This window comes from Pseudomonas sp. B21-009 (assembly GCF_024749345.1).
Taxonomy (GTDB): Bacteria; Pseudomonadota; Gammaproteobacteria; order Pseudomonadales; family Pseudomonadaceae; genus Aquipseudomonas.
In genome coordinates this window covers 4,889,243-4,905,489 of record NZ_CP087199.1, presented here as the reverse complement: position 1 = coordinate 4,905,489, position 16,247 = coordinate 4,889,243, and the positions used below count along the sequence as shown (strand labels likewise).

The 16,247-nt window shown below is 61.9% G+C and carries 17 protein-coding genes; 10 read left to right on the top strand and 7 right to left on the bottom strand.

What is annotated here, in order from left to right; all coding sequences use genetic code 11:
• The first annotated feature begins 319 nt into the window (after positions 1-319).
• The gene (locus tag LOY34_RS22615) at positions 320-1,714 is read left to right on the top strand and encodes a PhoH family protein (protein WP_045197246.1); all 1,395 of its coding nucleotides are present in this window, start codon (positions 320-322) and stop codon (positions 1,712-1,714) included.
• Positions 1,715-1,778: 64 nt separating this feature from the next.
• On the opposite strand, the gene LOY34_RS22610 is transcribed toward LOY34_RS22615, so the two are convergent.
• The gene (locus tag LOY34_RS22610) at positions 1,779-2,027 is read right to left on the bottom strand and encodes a hypothetical protein (RefSeq protein WP_195884977.1); all 249 of its coding nucleotides are present in this window, start codon (positions 2,025-2,027) and stop codon (positions 1,779-1,781) included.
• 186 nt (positions 2,028-2,213) lie between these two features.
• On the opposite strand from LOY34_RS22610, the gene moaC reads away from it, so the two are divergent.
• The 4 genes from moaC (at position 2,214) to LOY34_RS22590 (ending at position 4,361) form a co-directional block, all read left to right on the top strand.
• Positions 2,214-2,690, top strand: coding sequence for a cyclic pyranopterin monophosphate synthase MoaC (gene moaC, locus LOY34_RS22605; RefSeq protein ID WP_010220726.1), 477 nt, complete (start codon positions 2,214-2,216; stop codon positions 2,688-2,690).
• Positions 2,687-2,932: a molybdopterin converting factor subunit 1 gene (gene moaD / locus LOY34_RS22600; RefSeq protein WP_195884976.1), complete on the top strand. Its 246-nt coding sequence runs from the start codon at positions 2,687-2,689 to the stop codon at positions 2,930-2,932. The genes moaC and moaD overlap by 4 nt, the downstream gene beginning before the upstream one ends.
• Positions 2,933-2,934: 2 nt before the next feature.
• The gene (gene moaE / locus LOY34_RS22595; RefSeq protein WP_195884975.1) at positions 2,935-3,381 is read left to right on the top strand and encodes a molybdopterin synthase catalytic subunit MoaE; all 447 of its coding nucleotides are present in this window, start codon (positions 2,935-2,937) and stop codon (positions 3,379-3,381) included.
• A gap of 200 nt (positions 3,382-3,581) precedes the next feature.
• Positions 3,582-4,361 (top strand): ABC transporter substrate-binding protein, encoded by a 780-nt coding sequence (locus LOY34_RS22590; protein WP_045197257.1) that lies wholly within the window; start codon positions 3,582-3,584, stop codon positions 4,359-4,361.
• Positions 4,362-4,390: 29 nt separating this feature from the next.
• On the opposite strand, the gene LOY34_RS22585 is transcribed toward LOY34_RS22590, so the two are convergent.
• The 5 genes from LOY34_RS22585 to LOY34_RS22565 all read right to left on the bottom strand — a co-directional run bounded on the left by LOY34_RS22585 (position 4,391) and on the right by LOY34_RS22565 (position 9,521).
• Complete coding sequence (locus LOY34_RS22585) at positions 4,391-5,017, bottom strand: transcriptional regulator (protein WP_045197259.1); 627 nt, start codon at positions 5,015-5,017, stop codon at positions 4,391-4,393.
• A gap of 73 nt (positions 5,018-5,090) precedes the next feature.
• Positions 5,091-6,221, bottom strand: a complete 1,131-nt coding sequence (locus LOY34_RS22580; RefSeq protein WP_195884974.1) for an FAD-binding oxidoreductase — start codon at positions 6,219-6,221, stop codon at positions 5,091-5,093.
• A 10-nt stretch (positions 6,222-6,231) separates the two neighbouring features.
• On the bottom strand, positions 6,232-7,182 hold the full coding sequence (locus LOY34_RS22575; RefSeq protein WP_195884973.1) for an ornithine cyclodeaminase family protein: 951 nt from the start codon (positions 7,180-7,182) through the stop codon (positions 6,232-6,234).
• 146 nt (positions 7,183-7,328) lie between these two features.
• A complete protein-coding gene (gene rhlB / locus LOY34_RS22570) occupies positions 7,329-8,762 on the bottom strand; it encodes an ATP-dependent RNA helicase RhlB (protein ID WP_408980895.1) in 1,434 nt (477 codons plus the stop codon).
• Between the two features lie 102 nt (positions 8,763-8,864).
• A complete protein-coding gene (locus LOY34_RS22565) occupies positions 8,865-9,521 on the bottom strand; it encodes an alpha/beta hydrolase (protein WP_045197265.1) in 657 nt (218 codons plus the stop codon).
• A 335-nt stretch (positions 9,522-9,856) separates the two neighbouring features.
• Here LOY34_RS22565 and LOY34_RS22560 point away from each other — a divergent pair, with 335 nt between their 5' ends.
• The 4 genes from LOY34_RS22560 to LOY34_RS22545 all read left to right on the top strand — a co-directional run bounded on the left by LOY34_RS22560 (position 9,857) and on the right by LOY34_RS22545 (position 14,014).
• The gene (locus LOY34_RS22560; RefSeq protein ID WP_038998832.1) at positions 9,857-10,885 is read left to right on the top strand and encodes an amino acid ABC transporter substrate-binding protein; all 1,029 of its coding nucleotides are present in this window, start codon (positions 9,857-9,859) and stop codon (positions 10,883-10,885) included.
• A gap of 67 nt (positions 10,886-10,952) precedes the next feature.
• The gene (locus LOY34_RS22555) at positions 10,953-12,131 is read left to right on the top strand and encodes an amino acid ABC transporter permease (protein ID WP_045197267.1); all 1,179 of its coding nucleotides are present in this window, start codon (positions 10,953-10,955) and stop codon (positions 12,129-12,131) included.
• Positions 12,132-12,141: 10 nt separating this feature from the next.
• Positions 12,142-13,239, top strand: a complete 1,098-nt coding sequence (locus LOY34_RS22550) for an amino acid ABC transporter permease (protein WP_045197269.1) — start codon at positions 12,142-12,144, stop codon at positions 13,237-13,239.
• 10 nt (positions 13,240-13,249) lie between these two features.
• The gene (locus tag LOY34_RS22545; RefSeq protein ID WP_010220739.1) at positions 13,250-14,014 is read left to right on the top strand and encodes an amino acid ABC transporter ATP-binding protein; all 765 of its coding nucleotides are present in this window, start codon (positions 13,250-13,252) and stop codon (positions 14,012-14,014) included.
• 82 nt (positions 14,015-14,096) lie between these two features.
• On the opposite strand, the gene algW is transcribed toward LOY34_RS22545, so the two are convergent.
• A complete protein-coding gene (gene algW / locus LOY34_RS22540; protein ID WP_010220741.1) occupies positions 14,097-15,254 on the bottom strand; it encodes a Do family serine endopeptidase AlgW in 1,158 nt (385 codons plus the stop codon).
• 229 nt (positions 15,255-15,483) lie between these two features.
• On the opposite strand from algW, the gene LOY34_RS22535 reads away from it, so the two are divergent.
• The gene (locus tag LOY34_RS22535; RefSeq protein ID WP_045197274.1) at positions 15,484-16,242 is read left to right on the top strand and encodes a Nif3-like dinuclear metal center hexameric protein; all 759 of its coding nucleotides are present in this window, start codon (positions 15,484-15,486) and stop codon (positions 16,240-16,242) included.
• Positions 16,243-16,247 lie beyond the last annotated feature (5 nt).

Here is a 16,247-nt window from a genome sequence, read left to right as displayed (position 1 = left end):
GGCGGGAAAGAAAGATCGCAGGCATTTCACATGACTGGATTTATGACTGTAGCGGTGCTTTGCCCCTGCGCCAAGGGCTAATTGGTCGATCGAAAAATAAACTTCAAAAAAACGTAAAAACGCTTTTTCCGGTCATGGGTTTTGCGGTATTACGAAGACAGACCGCCGAACCCTGCAGCACAGGTGGCGTCCTACGGCCCATTCTTTGTTCGCAGCTCCCTACCCGTAACGACGCGGACCAGGGGAGAACCGGCGGCCACTTCGCGGCGCAGCACCGCTCAGGTATTGCGTCGTCTGGCTCCCACAAAGGTGACCGAGTATGGATGATCAAGGACGCAGCACTTCCTCCAACCAGCCAATCCTTTATGTGCTCGATACCAATGTACTGATTCACGATCCCAACGCTTTGCTCAACTTCGAGGAGCACCACGTCGCCATCCCGATGACGGTGCTGGAGGAGCTCGACAAACTCAAGACGGGCAAACATACGATTGCCGCCGAATGTCGCCAGGCCATCCGCCTGATCGACCAGACCCTGGGCGATGCCTCGCCGGCCGATGTCGAGCAGGGCGTGCCGATCCAGCGCGGCAAGAGCGGCCCCAAGGGCTTCCTGTCGATTCTCATGAGCCCGCGCAACGAGCCCAACCGCCTGCTGCCGGAGAACCTTAACGACAACATCATCATCAACCAGTTGCTCGAGCTGCGTAGCCGGCGCAAGGAACTGGACGTGGTGCTGGTGACCAAAGACATCAACATGCGCCTCAAGGCCCGCGCCTGCGGGATCGCGGCCGAGGACTACAGCACCGACCAGCTGGTGGACGACGTCTCCCTGCTGTCCAAGGGTTACCACAGCGTCACCGGCTCGTTCTGGGACCGCGTCAGCAAGGTCGAGACCCGCCAGGACCATGGCCGCACCTGGCACCGGGTGCAGATGATCGACAACCTGCCGGCCGTGCACATCAACGAGTTCATCATTGACGAGCAGGGCTTCGTCGGCTGGATCAAGGGCATCAAGGATGGCGAGCTGGTGCTGCTCGACCTGCACCAGGAGCCGCTGCTGCACCAGGAAGCCTGGGGCCTCAAGCCGCGTGACATCCACCAGAGCCTGGCGCTGTTCGCCTTGCTCGACCCGGACATTCACCTGGTCAACCTGACCGGCGCGGCCGGTTCCGGCAAGACCATCCTGGCCCTGGCCGCCGCCATCGAGCAGACCATGGTCAGCAAGCGCTACCGGCGCATCATCGCCACCCGCAGCGTGCAGGGGCTGGACCAGGAGATCGGCTTCCTGCCGGGCACTGAAGCAGAAAAAATGGAGCCCTGGCTCGGGGCAATCACCGACAACCTCGAAGCCCTGCACATGGATGACGAAAACACCCATGGCAGCGTCGAGTACATCCTTGAGCGGGTACCGCTGCAGTTCAAATCGCTGAACTACATTCGCGGTCGCAGCTTCCAGCAGAGCCTGATCCTGATCGATGAATGCCAGAACCTCACCCCGCACCAGATGAAAACCATCATCACCCGTGCCGGCGCCGGTTCCAAAGTGATCTGCCTGGGCAACCTGGCGCAGATCGACACCCCTTACCTGTCCGCCACCAGCTCCGGCCTGACCTACCTGACCGAGCGCTTCAAAGACTTCCCCAACGGCGTGCACATCACCCTGCAGGGCGTGCCGCGCTCGATTCTGGCCGAATACGCCGAATCGCACCTGTAACCCGGTACGGAGGTTGCAAAAAGCCCGCATCAGCCGATGCGGGCTTTTTTTATTGCTGGTAATTTCATTTCCAACCGCGGCCAAAAGCACCCCAGCCGGTGAAAATTACGCTCAGTATGCTGTCGTCCTTGTCGAGAATCAGAAGGTAAGGGCTCTGCCCGGTATAACCAATCACTCCCGGCCGAATCTCGGTGACTTCACCTCCACCCGCATTTTTGCGGATCTCGTCGGCTAACTCCTTGCTGAATGTTTTGCCAATGTAGGGAGCAAAGATGGGTTGCATTTTTTCGTAGTCTTTCGCGTTGATGACCATCGCGGTGCCTCCTGGCGTCAGGTAATAGTGTCTTCAAGTGTGCAGCGTTGTCAGTTTCTACCTGCCCGAGCGCCAGCGTGTAATAGATGAATAACGCACATTAAAAGACGCTGGCATTGCCCGCGCTTGTCGCTAAGGCCTGACTCGAGGGTTTACAATCGACTGTCCTGAAGCAGGAGTAACGCTGTGCTGACCCATCTCGATTCCCAAGGTCGCGCCAACATGGTCGACGTCACCGATAAAGCCGTGACGTCGCGTGAGGCGGTGGCCGAAGCGCGGGTGCGCATGCTCCCGCAAACCCTGCAGATGATCGTCGAAGGCGAACACCCCAAGGGTGACGTGTTTGCCGTGGCGCGTATTGCCGGTATCCAGGCGGCGAAGAAGACCAGCGACCTGATCCCCTTGTGCCACCCGTTGCTGCTGACCAGCGTCAAGGTCGAACTCAGCGCCGAAGGCAATGACACTGTCTATATCGTCGCCCGCTGCAAGCTGGCCGGGCAGACCGGGGTAGAAATGGAAGCGCTGACCGCTGCCAGCGTCGCGGCTCTGACCATCTATGACATGTGCAAGGCGGTCGACCGCGGCATGATCATCGACGGCGTGCGCGTGCTGGAAAAGCTCGGCGGCAAGAGCGGCCATTACCAGGCGGATGAAGTGAAATGAAAATCAAGGTGATGTATTTCGCCCGTTACCGGGAGTTTCTGGGGGTTGATGCCGAAAAGCTCGAGGGTTCGTTCGCTACCCTGGATGACGTACGCAAGGCGCTGGTTGCAAAGGGCGGCAAGCATGAGGTGCTGAGCGAGCAGAACCTGATGTGTGCGCGCAATGAAGAGCTGTGCAAGCTGGACGAGCCGCTTGAAGACGGTGACGAAGTGGCGTTCTTTCCGCCCGTGACCGGAGGCTGAGCATGAGCGTTCGAGTCCAGAGCGAGCCCTTTGATCCGGGGGCTGAAGTCAATGCGATGCACGCGGCCAACGTCGGTGTCGGCGCGGTGGTCGGTTTTGTCGGTTACGTGCGCGACTTCAATGATGGCCAGGACGTGGCGGGGATGTTCCTCGAGCATTATCCGGGTATGACCGAAAAGGCCCTCGCCAAGATCGTGGTTGAAGCCCAGCAGCGCTGGCCGTTGCTCAAGGTCGAGGTGCTGCACCGCATCGGCGGCCTGGAGCCCGGTGAGCCGATCGTTTTTGTCGGTGTTGCCAGTGCCCATCGTCAGGCCGCATTCGATGCCTGCAATTTCATCATGGACTACCTGAAAACCCGCGCGCCGTTCTGGAAGAAGGAACAGACCGGCGACGGCCCGCGCTGGGTCGAGGGCAAGCAGAGTGATGAAGAGGCTGCCGGGCGCTGGTAAATCTGATCGCGGGGCAAGCCCGCTCCTACAGGGATCAAGGTAGGAGTGGGCTTGCCCCGCGATGCTTTTGCTTGTTGAATTTTCATACCAAAAAGTCCAGTATGGAATTATAAGTACAAAATAATTCCAGGCCGACCCGCGCCTGCCCCTTTCCCTCTGTCTGGCACCACACCTCCAACAACGAGCGAGAGAGCCCCGTCATGAACAAGTTCACCCTGATCAGCGGCCTGGCCCTGAGCCTGATGGCCAGCAGCAGTCTGTTTGCCGCCGAGAAGACATTGCGCATTGGCATCGAAGCCGCGTACCCGCCGTTCGCATTCAAGACCCCTGACGGCAATATCAGCGGCTTCGACTACGACATCGGCAATGCCCTGTGCGCGCAGATGCAGGTCAAATGCCAGTGGACCGAGCAGGAGTATGACGGCCTGATCCCGTCGCTGAAGGTCAAGAAGATCGATGCGGCGCTGTCGTCGATCACCATCACCGAAGAGCGCAAGCGCTCGGTGGACTTCACCCACAAGTACTACTTCACCTCCGCGCGCCTGGCGATGAAGGAAGGCAGCCAGGTCGACGACCAGTTCGTCAGTCTCAAGGGCAAGCGCATCGGTGTGCAGCGGGCAACTACCACTGACCGTTACGTCACCGAGGTGCTGGCCCCCAAGGGTATCGAGGTGGTGCGCTACACCAGTAACGAAGAGATCTTCATGGACCTGGTTTCCGGGCGTCTGGACGGCGTTTTCGCCGACACCATTCCGCTGGAGCAGGGTTTTCTGAATACCGAGAAGGGCAAAGGCTACGCTTTCGTCGGCCCAGAGCTGAAAGACCCGAGCTATGTGGGTGAAGGCGCGGGTATCGCGGTGCGCAAGGGCAACACACAACTGGTGACCGAGCTGAACCAGGCCATCGACGCCATTCGCGCCAACGGCGAATACCAGAAGATCCAGGCCAAGTACTTCAAGTCTGATATCTACGGCGACTGATCGCCGCTTTACTCAAGGCCTGAGCGTGATCAGGCCTTGAGTTCCTTCAGGTGCTTGTACACCGTCGCCCGTCCCATCCCCAGCACATTGGCCACATAGTTGGCGGCACTCTTGCCCTTGAACGCACCCTCGGCGTGCAGGGCCAGTACCAGTTCGCGCTTATGGTCGCGGCTGAGCAGGTTGAGGCTCAGTTGACGTTGGCGCAGCCAGCTGTTGAGGAAGGTGTTGATGCGCTCCTGCCAGTCATCGCGAAACAGCGCATCGGGCTGCGGGATCAGCTTGCTCGGCGACAAGAACAGGTCGAGCGCCGCCTTGGCGTTTTCGAACAGGGAAATATTCAGGTTGATGCACAGCACCGCCAGCGGCTTGCCGGCCGGGTCGCGCAGTACGGTGCTCAGCGAGCGGATCTTCTGACCGTCCCAGTTGAGCTTTTCGTACGGTCCGATGTTGGTCTCGTCGGTACCTTCCTCGAACATGTCCTCCAGCGCCGCATCATCGCCAATCTCGCGCTTGGACAGGTTGTTGGCAATGTAGTCGATCTTCTGGCTGCGCAAATCGTGCAGCACCACTTCGGCGTGGGGGAAGAACAGGGTGGCGATGGCGTCGGCGATGGCCCGGTAGTTGTGCAGGACGGGATCGGCTTGGGGTGTGGGCATTCGGACGGGCTCCAGGCGGTGTCAGCGCCCTTGCGACAGGGCGCTGGGAGTGTGCCGCAATCGCGGCCGGGCGTCACCCTTGCAGGCGGCGCGGCGACAGCATCGCAGCGTTGAGGCCAAAGCCCTTGAGGGTGTCAGGCAAGTCTTCACCGCGCACCAGGGCGGCGCTGGCCTGGCCCATGGCCGGCGAGGTCTGGATACCATAGCCGCCTTGCGCGGCCACCCAGAACAGCCCGGGCACCTGCGGATCGAAGCCGGCCACCAGGTCGCCGTCAGCGACGAAGCTGCGCAAGCCGGCCCAGGTACGGGTCGGGCGACGAATGCTCAGGGTGGTGGCTTCTTCGATCTGGAAAATACCCATGGCGATGTCTAGCTCTTCGGCCTGCACGTCGTGGGGCTCGACCGGGTCGGCATTGGCCGGTGAGCCGAGCAGCATGCCGGCGTCAGGCTTCATGTAGAACGACTCATCGAGGCTGACCAGCATCGGCCAGGCATGGCTGTCGATGCCTTCGGGGCCGGCGAAGATGAACGCGGCGCGGCGCTTTGGCTGCAGGCCCAGGGGTTGGGCGCCGGCCAGTTCGCCGACTTTGTCGGCCCAGGCACCGGCAGCGTTGATCAGCACCGGGGCGGTGAAGGTGCCGCGGCTGGTCTGCACGTGCCAGAGGCCGTCGGCGTCGCGGCTCAGGTGTTGTACTTCGCAGTCGCTGTGCACTTCACCCTGCTGGCGACGAATGCCGCGCAGGTAACCCTGGTGCAGGGCGTCGGTGTCGATGTCGCTGGCACTCGGGTCGTACAGGGCGCCATGCACCTTGTCGCGGCGCAGCACCGGCAGGCGCGCGCAGGCTTGCTCGGCGCTGAGCAGCTCGACCTCTGGTACGCAGGCCTTGGCGCTCTGGTACTGACGCTGCAGCTCTTCAGGGTCGCCATTGAGATCGACGGTCATTTCCCCGCGCGGGCTGAGCAGCGGGTGCTCGGTAAAACCCGCTGGCGGCTGGTCGAAAAACGCCCGGCTGGCCAGGGTCAGTGCGCGCACTTGCGGGGTGCCATAGGCGGCGGTGTACAGCGCTGCCGAGCGGCCGGTGGAGTGGTAGCCCGGCTGCGACTCGCGCTCAAGCAGCAGTACCCGGCCGTGGCCGGCCAGCCAGAAGCCGGTGGAGGCACCGGCAATACCGGCGCCGATGATGATGAAATCAGCCTGTTGCATGAAAGTTTCCTCAGTCGGCGCGTTGCAGGCGGTACAGGGCATTGGCCAGGGCGATGTCTTCCAGGCCCAGGCCGATGGAGCGGAAAAAAGCGTGGCGCTGGTAGCCCGGCTTGTGCGCCGCACCACTGATCAATTGCGCCAGATCGCCGACGATCGCATCGGCTTGCCAGCCATGTTGATCGGCGGCGATGCGCATCTCGCCGGCGCTGCCCGGGGTGGTTACGCGGTAGTCGCAGTAAACGTCCATCTCGCTTAAGGTCGCTGGTGGCACTTCGTGGGCACGCACCGCATTGGTGCTGATGGAGGTGATCAGCGCGGGCTTGCTCAATTGGCGCGGGTCGAGCACCGGCGTGGCGCATGAGGTGCAGAGCATGATCACGTCGGCATCCAGCACCGCCTGCTCCAGGCTTTCGCTTAGCACCAGGCGCGGGTCGAGATTACTCAGGGCCTGACGCTGTTCGGTCGATTGCCGGCCCAGGCTTGGCGAGTACAGGCGGATGTCCTGCCATGGACGCAGGCTGCGGGCGTAATGCAGGTGGGCGCGGGCAATCGGGCCGCTGCCGATGATGGTCAGGCGCCGGGCCTCGCTGGCTGCCAGGGCATCGACGGCAACGGCGGTAGTGGCGGCGGTGCGCGCGGTAGTCAGTTCACCGGCATCGCACAGCAGCAGCGGCTGGCCGCTGTCCATGGACATCAGCAGGGTCCAGGCGGTGACCAGCGGTCCCTGCTCGCGGACGATATAGGGCGAGGTCTTGACCCCGTACACGCGCTGTTCGGCCAGCACGCCACCGTAGTTGATGAAGTCGCCTTTGCCGGCCGGGAATTCCACCAGTTGCTGGGGCGGTTGCACCGCTTGCCCGGCCGCCAGGTCACGGAACAGGTTGCGCAGGATCTGCGGAACATCCACCTGGGCGAGCAGTTGGCGAGCGTGCTGTTGATCGATGACGAGAGGCGCAGACATACGAAGCTCCAAATGAACTATTTTGTCTATTATGGACTTTTAGTTTATTTGGGCAATATGCCGAGGTGTAAAAAGCATCGCGGGGCAAGCCCGCTCCTACAGGGTGGTGTAGGAGCGGGCTTGCCCCGCGATTGGTGTTACTGCACTCAGTGATGCTTGCGCGGTACCGGCTTGAGCAACTCGGTCGGCGGCATCTCGCAGCTGATCTTGCGCCCCAGCAGTTCTTCGATGGCTGGCAGCTGGTAGGAGTCATCCTCACCGGCGAAGCTGATCGACACGCCGCTGGTGCCGGCACGACCGGTACGACCAATGCGGTGCACGTAGTCGTCCGGGTCTTCCGGCAGGGTGAAGTTGATCACGTGGCTGATGCCGTCGATGTGGATACCGCGGCCAGCCACGTCAGTGGCTACCAGCACGGTGATGCGCCCTTCGCGAAAACTCTCGAGGGTCTTGATCCGCTTGTGCTGCGGCACGTCGCCCGACAGCTGGGCGGCGTTGACGCCATCGCGCACCAGGCGCTCTTCGATGCGTCGTACTTCGTCCTTGCGGTTGGCAAAGACCATCACCCGTTCCCACTTGTTCTCGGTCACCAGGTTGTACAGCAGCTTGTACTTGTCGCTGCCGGCCACGGCATAGACGTGCTGCTCGACGGTCTCGCTGGCGACGTTCTCCGGCTCGATCTCGACGATGGCAGGGTCGGTGGTCCACTGCTTGGCCAGGTTCATCACGTCTTCGGTGAAGGTTGCCGAGAACAGCAGGGTCTGGCGCTCGCTCTTGGGCGGGGTCTGGCGGATGATCTGCCGCACCTGGGGGATGAAGCCCATGTCGAGCATGCGGTCGGCTTCGTCCAGCACCAGCACCTCGACCATGTCCAGGTGTGCTTCGCCGCGCTGGTTGAAGTCCAGCAGGCGGCCCGGGGTGGCGACCAGGATGTCGCAGTGGCGGGCTTCGAGGGCCTTGAGCTGCTTGTCGAAGTCCATGCCGCCGACGAAGGTCATGACGTTGAGGCCGGTGTATTTGGTCAGCGCCGCGGCATCCTTGGCGATCTGCACCACCAGCTCGCGGGTCGGGGCGATGATCAGCGCCCGTGGCTCGCCCATGTAGCGCTCTTTCGGCGGCGGGGTCTGCTGCAGCTGGGTGATGATCGAAATCAGGAAGGCTGCGGTCTTGCCGGTACCGGTCTGGGCCCGGCCAATGGCGTCTTTGCCACGCAGGGTGTAGCCCAGCACCTGGGCCTGGATTGGCGTGCAGTACGGGAACCCTAGGTCGTGGATCGCATGCATCAGCTCGGGCGAGAGCTTGAAGTCATGGAAACGGGTCTTGCCTTCCTGCGGTTCGACGGCGAAATCTTCGAGCTTCCAGGTGGAGGCGGCGGGCTTTGGCTTGCGCTCACGGCGCGGCTTGGCCTCGAGCGGTTTTTCGGCGCGTGCCGGGGCAGGGTCCACGGCTTCGGTCTTGAGCGGTGCCGACGGGGCAGGGGCCTGGGGTGCTGCGGGCGGCTGCTTCACGGGGGCAGCGGTTTCGGTGGCGAGTTGCTCAACCTCGCTCTTGCCGAACATCTTCTTGAGTGCTTTGAGCACGGTCATCTCATCAATTGGTTAAGGAATGTACGCCGGGCAGTGTAATGCAAGAATCGGGCGCGGCGTAGTGGATTGCACTGACAACTACAGGGAACGCTTCTTTTAGCGCAGGCGCTCGGCCAGCCAGTCGGCGATATCGCGAATTTCTTCCTGCAGCACTTCGTGCTCCATCGGGTACTCGGCCCACTTGGCGCTGACGCCCCAGTTCTTCAGGTGCTCGTAGGCGCTGCGCCCCATGGCCGGTAGCACAACCGGGTCGTACACACCGTGCAGGCACAGGGCCGGGGTGCGTTGCTGGCAGGCGCTCAGTTCGCGTGCCTCGGTGAAAGTCGGGGCATAGGTCGAAAGCGCCAGTACGCCGCCCAGGGCTTCTTGCCACTTTATATAGGCAGTGTGCAGCACCACGGCGCCGCCTTGGGAGAAGCCGGCGAGGATGATCCGCGACAGGGCCACGCCCTTGGCCTGCTCGGCCTTGATCAGTTCGATCACCTGTTCCGCCGATTCGTGCAACTGGTCTTCATCGATGGCCCGCGCCGGGCTCATGGCCTTGATGTCGTACCAGCTGGGCATTGCATAGCCGCCGTTGATGGTCACCGGACGGGTGGGTGCCTGGGGCATGACGAAGCGGGTGGTCAGCAGAACCTCCTGCAGGGCCTCGGCAACTGGCATGAAGTCGTAACGATCGGCCCCCAGGCCGTGCAACCAGATCACACAGGCGTCTGCGGTTTTTTGTGGTTCGAGAATCAGCGGGTGGGTCATGACTGCTCCGAAAGTGTGCGCGCGCTCTTGTTTGCGTGCATGAAATGAAGGCGCGTCGGGTAAATCCGGGAAAAACCTGTCGCAAGGTTGCAAGTTTTCCTATTGACGTTAACTGAAACGCTTTAGCCCTTCAGTGTGGTACGCGCTTTGCTATGAAACTCCAGATGCGAGGTTACACGTTTTGGACGGTAACACCCGTTAGCGGTCCCCAAGGCTGTCACAGAACAGCGCATTGCGCCAATTGACCCAAAAACAAGCCAACACGGGTCGGATGCGCCTCATAAGGGTGCGGTGCAATCCCGGCTCACACAACAAGAGCAAAACTGGAGGTTTGAATGAAGATGTTGAAATCCACACTGGCAGTGGTTACCGCTGCTACCGCGTTGGGTATCAGCGGTTTCGCACAGGCAGGTGCGACCCTGGACGCAGTACAGAAGAAGGGATTCGTTCAATGTGGCGTCAGTGACGGCTTGCCGGGCTTCTCGGTACCGGATGCCAAGGGCAACATCGTCGGTATCGACGCCGACGTCTGCCGCGCGGTCGCCGCTGCGGTGTTCGGCGACGCCAAGAAGGTCAAGTTCAGCCAGCTCAACGCCAAGGAGCGCTTCACCGCGCTGCAATCGGGCGAAGTCGACGTGCTGTCGCGCAATACCACCTGGACCAGCTCGCGCGACGCCGGCATGGGCCTGGTGTTCGCCGGTGTTACCTACTACGACGGCATCGGTTTTCTGGTCAACAAGAAGCTCGGCGTTTCCAGCGCCAAGGAACTGGACGGTGCAACCATCTGCATCCAGGCCGGTACCACCACCGAACTCAACGTCTCCGACTACTTCCGCGCCAACGGCCTGAAATACACCCCGATCACCTTCGACACCTCCGACGAGAGCGCCAAATCGCTGGAATCCGGCCGTTGCGACGTGCTGACCTCGGACAAATCGCAGCTCTACGCACAACGCTCCAAGCTGGCCGCCCCGGCCGATTACGTGGTGCTGCCAGAGACCATCTCCAAGGAGCCGCTGGGCCCGGTGGTGCGCAAAGGCGATGAAGAGTGGTTCAGCATCGTCAAGTGGACCCTGTTCGCCATGCTCAACGCCGAAGAGATGGGCATCAGCTCGAAAAACGTCGAAGCCGAAGCCAAGGCCACCAAGAACCCTGACGTGGCCCGCATGCTCGGCGCCGACGGCGAGTACGGCAAAGACCTGAAACTGCCGAAGGACTGGGTAGTGCAGATCGTCAAGCAGGTCGGCAACTACGGCGAAGTCTTCGAGAAAAACCTGGGCAAGGAAACCCCACTGCAAATCGACCGCGGTCTGAACGCCCTGTGGAACAACGGCGGCATCCAGTACGCGCCACCGGTGCGCTGACGGTTGCGGCCTGCGGCGGCATCCGGCCGCCGCAGGCTGTTCGGTTCCCTTCCTTGCGGGGCATTACATGCAAAATAATATCGGCGCACCCAAGGGACTATCCCTGAGCGATCCACGTGTGCGTGCGTGGCTGTTCCAGATTATCACCGTGGTCGCGGTGGTCGGTCTGGGCTGGTACCTGTTTCACAATACCCAGACCAACCTGCAACACCGCGGGATCACTTCGGGCTTCGACTTTCTCGAACGCAGTGCCGGTTTCGGCATCGCCCAGCACCTGATCCCCTATACCGAACAGGACAGTTATGCGCGGGTGTTCGTCATCGGCCTGCTCAACACCCTGCTGGTAACCTTCATCGGCATCATCCTCGCGACCCTGCTGGGCTTCATCATCGGTGTGGCACGACTGTCACCGAACTGGATGATCAGCAAGCTGGCCACTGTGTATGTCGAGACTTTCCGTAACATCCCACCGCTGCTGCAGATCCTGTTCTGGTACTTCGCGGTGTTCCTGACCCTGCCGGGACCGCGGGGTAGCATCAATCTCAACGACACCTTCTTTATCAGCAACCGGGGCCTGAACATGCCCGGTGCTGCCATGGCCGATGGATTCTGGCCATTCGTCGTCGCCGTCGCACTGGCAATCCTTGCCATTGTGGTAATGGTGCGCCTGGCCAACCGGCGCTTTGAGGCCACCGGCGAGCCGTTCCACAAATTCTGGGTCGGCCTGTTCCTGTTCTTCGGCATTCCGGCGTTGTGCGTGCTGCTGTTCGGCGCGCCGGTGCACTGGGAGATGCCGCAGCTCAAGGGCTTCAACTTCGTCGGCGGCTGGGTATTGATCCCGGAACTGCTGGCGCTGACCCTGGCACTGACCATCTATACCGCAGCGTTCATCGCCGAAATCGTGCGTTCCGGCATCCGTTCGGTGAGCTACGGCCAGACCGAGGCGGCTCGCTCCCTGGGCCTGCGCGAAGGGCCGACGCTGCGCAAGGTGATCATTCCCCAGGCGCTGCGGGTGATCATCCCGCCGCTGACCAGCCAGTACCTGAACCTGGCGAAGAACTCTTCGCTGGCGGCCGGTATCGGCTACCCGGAAATGGTCTCGCTGTTCGCCGGTACCGTGCTTAACCAGACCGGCCAGGCCATCGAGGTGATCGCCATCACCATGAGCGTCTATCTGGCCATCAGCATCAGCATTTCCCTGCTGATGAACTGGTACAACAAGCGCATTGCGCTGATCGAGCGGTGAGGACAAGCGCATGAGTACCCATGTTTTCAAACCTGATATGCCGCCACCGGTCAAAGCCGTCGGCGTAATGGCCTGGATGCGCGCCAACCTGTTCTCCAGCTGGCTCAACACCCTGCTGACGCTGTTTGCCGTGTATCTGGTGTGGCTGATCGTGCCGCCGCTGCTGCAGTGGTCGATCTTCGACGCCAACTGGGTGGGCACCACCCGCGCCGACTGCACCAAGGAGGGCGCCTGCTGGGTGTTCATCCAGCAGCGCTTCGGCCAGTTCATGTACGGTTACTACCCGAGCGAGCTGCGCTGGCGTGTCGATTTGACCGTCTGGCTGGCGGTCATCGGCGCCGCGCCGTTGTTCATCTCGCGCTTCCCGCGCAAGGCGGTTTACGGCCTGGGCTTTCTGGTGCTGTACCCGATCATCGCCTACACCCTGCTGCACGGCGGCTACCTGGGCCTGGCCACGGTACCGACCAACCAGTGGGGCGGGCTGATGCTGACCCTGGTGATCGCCACCGTGGGCATCGTCGGTGCCTTGCCGCTGGGCATCCTGCTGGCGCTGGGGCGGCGTTCGAACATGCCGGCGGTGAAGGTGGTCTGCGTGACCTTCATCGAGTTCTGGCGCGGCGTGCCGCTGATTACCGTGCTGTTCATGTCCTCGGTGATGCTACCGTTGTTCCTGCCTGAGGGCATGAGCTTCGACAAGCTGCTGCGGGCCATGATCGGGGTGATCCTGTTCCAGTCGGCGTACATCGCCGAAGTGGTACGTGGCGGCCTGCAGGCTATTCCCAAGGGCCAGTACGAAGCCGCTGCGGCGATGGGCCTGGGCTACTGGCGCTCGATGGGCCTGGTGATTCTGCCGCAAGCCCTGAAGCTGGTAATCCCCGGCATCGTCAACACCTTCATTGCCCTGTTCAAGGACACCAGCCTTGTGATCATCATCGGCCTCTTCGACCTGCTCAATAGCGTCAAGCAGGCAGCTGCCGACCCGACCTGGCTGGGCATGGCGACCGAGGGCTATGTATTTGCCGCCCTGGTTTTCTGGATTTTCTGTTTCGGTATGTCCCGCTACTCCATGCATCTGGAGCGCAAGCTGGACACAGGCCACAAGCGTTAGGAGTGTTCCCATGAGTGAAGCGATCAAACAGCCTGTGAGCCCTGAAGGCATTATTCAGATGCAGGGCGTGAACAAGTGGTACGGCCAGTTCCACGTGCTCAAGGACATCAACCTGAACGTGCGCCAGGGCGAGCGTATCGTGCTGTGCGGGCCGTCGGGCTCGGGCAAGTCGACCACCATCCGCTGCCTCAACCGTCTTGAGGAGCACCAGCAGGGGCGCATCGTCGTCGATGGCGTGGAGCTGACCAACGACCTCAAGCAGATCGAAGCGATCCGCCGCGAAGTCGGCATGGTGTTCCAGCACTTCAACCTGTTCCCGCACCTGACCATCCTGCAGAACTGCACCCTGGCGCCGATGTGGGTGCGCAAGATGCCCAAGCGCAAGGCCGAGGAAATTGCCATGCACTATCTGGAGCGGGTGCGAATTCCGGAGCAGGCCAACAAGTTTCCCGGGCAGCTATCGGGCGGCCAGCAACAACGGGTAGCGATTGCCCGGGCGCTGTGCATGAAGCCGAAGATCATGCTGTTCGACGAACCGACCTCGGCGCTCGACCCTGAGATGGTCAAGGAAGTACTCGATACCATGGTTGGCCTTGCCGAAGACGGCATGACCATGCTCTGCGTGACCCACGAAATGGGCTTTGCCCGCACCGTGGCGAACCGGGTGATCTTCATGGATAAAGGCGAGATTGTAGAGCAGGCGGCGCCGGACGACTTCTTCGACCGGCCGCAGAATGAGCGGACCAAGCTGTTCTTGAGCCAGATTCTGCACTGACCCCATCGCGGGGCAAGCCCGCTCCCACAGGTAAACCACAAAACCTGTGGGAGCGGGCTTGCCCCGCGATGCTGTTAACCCATCAGTTTTCTTCTTTGGCCGCCGGTGCCGGCGGTGGACGCAAGCCGATTTCAGCAGTCAGCTTCAATTCCTTGCCGTTACGCATCACCTGAATCGCCACTTTGTCATTGGGCTTGATCCGCGCCACCTGGTTCATCGAGCGGCGGCCATCGCCGGCCGGTTCGCCGTTGATGCTGAGGATCACGTCACCCAGCTCCAGGCCGGCCTTCTGTGCCGGGCCATCACGGAAAATCCCTGCCACGACAATGCCCGGGCGTCCCTGCATGCCGAACGACTCGGCCAGCTCCTGGCTCAGCGGCTGCACCTCGATCCCCAGCCAGCCCCGAATTACCTGGCCGTGCTCGATGATCGACTTCATCACCTCCAGAGCGAGCTTGGTCGGGATGGCAAAGCCGATGCCTTGCGAGCCGCCGGACTTGGAGAAGATCGCCGTGTTGATGCCGGTGAGGTTGCCGTTGGCGTCGACCAGCGCACCACCGGAGTTGCCCGGGTTGATTGCGGCGTCGGTCTGGATGAAGTCTTCGTAGTTGTTCAGGCCCAGCTGGTTGCGGCCGGTGGCGCTGATGATGCCCATGGTCACGGTCTGGCCGACACCGAAGGGGTTGCCGATGGCCAGGGCGACGTCGCCGATATGGATGTTGTCGGAGCGGCCGATGGTGATCGACGGCAGGTTCTTCAGGTCGATCTTCAGCACCGCGAGGTCGGTTTCCGGGTCGCTGCCGATCACCCGTGCCAGGGTTTCGCGGCCGTCCTTGAGCGCCACCACGATCTGGTCGGCACCGGAGGTCACGTGGTTGTTGGTCAGCAGGTAGCCTTCCGGGCTCATGATCACTGCCGACCCCAGGCTCGACTCCCAGCGGCGCTGCTTGGGAAGGTTGTCGCCAAAGAAGCGGCGGAACTGCGGGTCTTCGAACAGCGGGTGGGCGGTCTTGTTGACCACCTTGGTGGTGTACAGGTTGGCCACCGCGGGGGCGGCGATGCTCACGGCGTCGGCGTAGGACACCGGCCCCTGCATGATCCGCGTGGTTTGCGGGGCTTGTTGCAGGTTGACGTCCTGGCTGGGCAGGCCGACCCACTGCGGAAAGCGCTGGATGACCAACAGGGCGATCAGCACGCCGACCAGCAGCGGCCAGCCAAAGTAACGCAAAGCCTTGAACATTGAACGAATCCTGGGAGTTGGCAGAGGGCCGATGACAGCTGGGAGCGTAAACGCGCGCGATCATACTGCGCTGCGGCTTGTGCAGGAACTGTTAAATCGTCACGAAAACCAACAATGCGAGCCCCCAGGCAACTGCCGTCGGTTTCCCCAAACCCGGCGACGGCCCATAATGCCGCTCATTATACGGGGCCTTGGGCCGCGCTGAACTGCGAAATTGAGGAGTCTTTCCATGGCTGTTGCCTTGAGTACCCTGGTCGAGGAAGCTGAACGCTACCTCGGCAGCGCCAAAATCCAGGACTACTGCCCCAACGGCCTGCAGGTTGAAGGCCGCCCGCAAGTGACCCGCATCGTCAGCGGCGTGACCGCAAGCCAGGCGTTGCTCGACGCTGCAGTCGAAGCCGAAGCCGACCTGGTGCTGGTGCACCACGGCTATTTCTGGAAGGGCGAGAACCCGTGCATCACCGGCATGAAGCAGCGCCGGCTGAAAACCCTGCTGAAAAACGACCTGAGCCTGTTGTCCTACCACCTGCCGCTGGACCTGCACGCGGAAGTGGGCAACAACGTGCAGCTGGCGCGCCAGCTCGACATCACTGTCGAAGGCCCGCTGGACCCGCAGAACCCGCGCATTGTCGGATTGGTCGGCTCACTCGCCGAACCCATGTCGGCGCGCGATTTTGCCCGCAAGGTGCAGGAGGTGATGGGCCGTGAGCCGCTGTTGATCGAAGGCGAGCAGATCATCCGCCGGGTCGGCTGGTGTACCGGCGGCGGCCAGGGCTATATCGACCAGGCGATTGCTGCCGGTGTCGACCTGTACCTGAGCGGCGAAGCCTCCGAGCAGACCTTCCACAGCGCCCGCGAGAACGGCATCAGCTTCATCGCCGCCGGCCACCACGCCACCGAGCGTTACGGCGTGCAGGCGCTGGGCGATTACCTGGCCCGACGGTTTGCCCTGGAACACCTGTTCATCGACTGCCCGAACCCTATATAAAGCTA